The following is a 1,539-nucleotide window of genomic DNA, read 5'->3' as shown; positions in this document are numbered from 1 at the left end:
GACCTCGGTCAGCGCCTTCTCGGCACGTGCATGCGCATCGGCGGAGGCACGTTCGCGGCCGAGGCCCACCTCGACGTTGGCGAGCACCCGCGCCCAGGGCAGGAGCCGCGGCTCCTGGAACATCACGCGGATGTCTTCGGGCTGGATATCCTGGCCGAAGCTGATGCTGCCGGCGTCGATCTTGTCGAGACCGGCGATGAGGCGCAGCAGCGTGCTCTTGCCGCAACCGCTCTTGCCGACGATGGCGACGAACTGGCCGGCGGGAATGTGCAAGTCGATGCCGCGCAGCACCTCGTTGTCGCCGAAGGATTTGCGCAAGCCACGGATGCTGAGCGGCAGCCCGATCGCCTGCGCTTGACGTTCTCCTTGCCGCTCCTCGCGCACCACACGGGCGTGCGGCGCGAAATTGGCGCGGCTGACAAAGTCGGTTTCCGGAAGGGAGCTACGAACGGCTGTCTGCATGTGATTCCCAGTATTTCTGCTCAACGTTTCCAATAGGCGGGGTGCCAGGAGAGCGTGAGACGCTCCAGCACGCGGGAGGCGCTGTCGGCAAGCTTGCCGAGCAGGGCGTAGATCAGGATCGAGAGCACGACGACGTCGATGAGCATGAACTCGCGCGCCTGCATCGCCATGTAGCCGAGGCCTGAGGAGGCCGCGATGGTCTCGGCGACGATCAAAGTCAGCCACATGATGCCGAGTGCGAAGCGGATGCCGACGAAGATCGAGGGCAGCGCGCCCGGGAAGATGACGCGGCGGAACAGTTCGCCATCGGTCATGCCGTAGATGCGGCCCATCTCGATCAGCTGCGGATCGACGGTGCGGATGCCGTGCAGCGTGTTGAGGTAGATCGGGAAGAACACGCCGAGCGCCACCAGAAACAGCTTTGCGCTCTCGTCGATGCCGAACCAGAGGATGACCAGCGGGATCAGCGCCAGGTGCGGCACGTTGCGCACCATTTGCAGCGTGGTGTCGGTGAGTTTTGCCGAGAGCTGCGACAGGCCGTTGGCAAGCCCAAAGGCGAAGCCGATGCTCCCGCCGATCAGGAAACCGATCGAGGCGCGCCAGAACGAGACCCAGATGTTGCGGACGAGTTCGCCGGAGAGCAGCAGCTTCCAGCCTGCGAGCAGGACGTCGCTCGGCGCCGGCAGCACGCGGGTCGGCACGAAGCCGGTGACGCTCGCGACCTGCCAGATCGCGATGATGGCGAGCGGCACGATCCACTGGATCAGGCCGTCGACCCGCGGCAGACGAAAGCTGCGCGGAAGTGAAACGCTGTCGATCAGGCTCATGACTGCGACACCCGGTGCTGCGGACGAAAGTCGCTGCCGACCGTCTCGCCGAAAGGACCGCCGTTGAAATGCAGCCTGGTCACGTTGCTCGGCTGCTCCAGCGCGAGCAGCGGGAACACCAGTTCGGCGAAGCGATAGGCTTCCTCCAGATGCGGGTAGCCCGACATGATGAAGGTATCGATGCCGAGATCCTGATACTCCTTGATGCGGGCCGCGACGGTCGCGGCATCGCCGACCAGCGCGGTGCCGG

General features: G+C 65.1%; 2 protein-coding genes and 1 pseudogene. All 3 read right to left on the bottom strand.

Annotated features, from left to right (window positions below; all coding sequences use genetic code 11):
- A partial coding sequence (locus MOV74_RS37840; RefSeq protein WP_246932578.1) for an ATP-binding cassette domain-containing protein occupies positions 1 to 462 on the bottom strand: 462 nt, incomplete at its 3' end.
- A 20-nt stretch (positions 463 to 482) separates the two neighbouring features.
- A complete protein-coding gene (gene ssuC / locus MOV74_RS37835; RefSeq protein ID WP_246932577.1) occupies positions 483 to 1,289 on the bottom strand; it encodes an aliphatic sulfonate ABC transporter permease SsuC in 807 nt (268 codons plus the stop codon).
- Positions 1,286 to 1,539 (bottom strand): annotated as a pseudogene (locus MOV74_RS37830) (alkanesulfonate monooxygenase); the annotation flags it as partial. The pseudogene MOV74_RS37830 and the gene ssuC, both read right to left, overlap by 4 nt.

Origin of the sequence: Bradyrhizobium sp. SHOUNA76 (assembly GCF_023006445.1) — a bacterium.
Classification (GTDB): Bacteria; Pseudomonadota; Alphaproteobacteria; order Rhizobiales; family Xanthobacteraceae; genus Bradyrhizobium.
The sequence above is the reverse complement of the archived record's forward strand: the minus strand, read 5'-3'. Positions and strand labels throughout refer to the sequence as shown.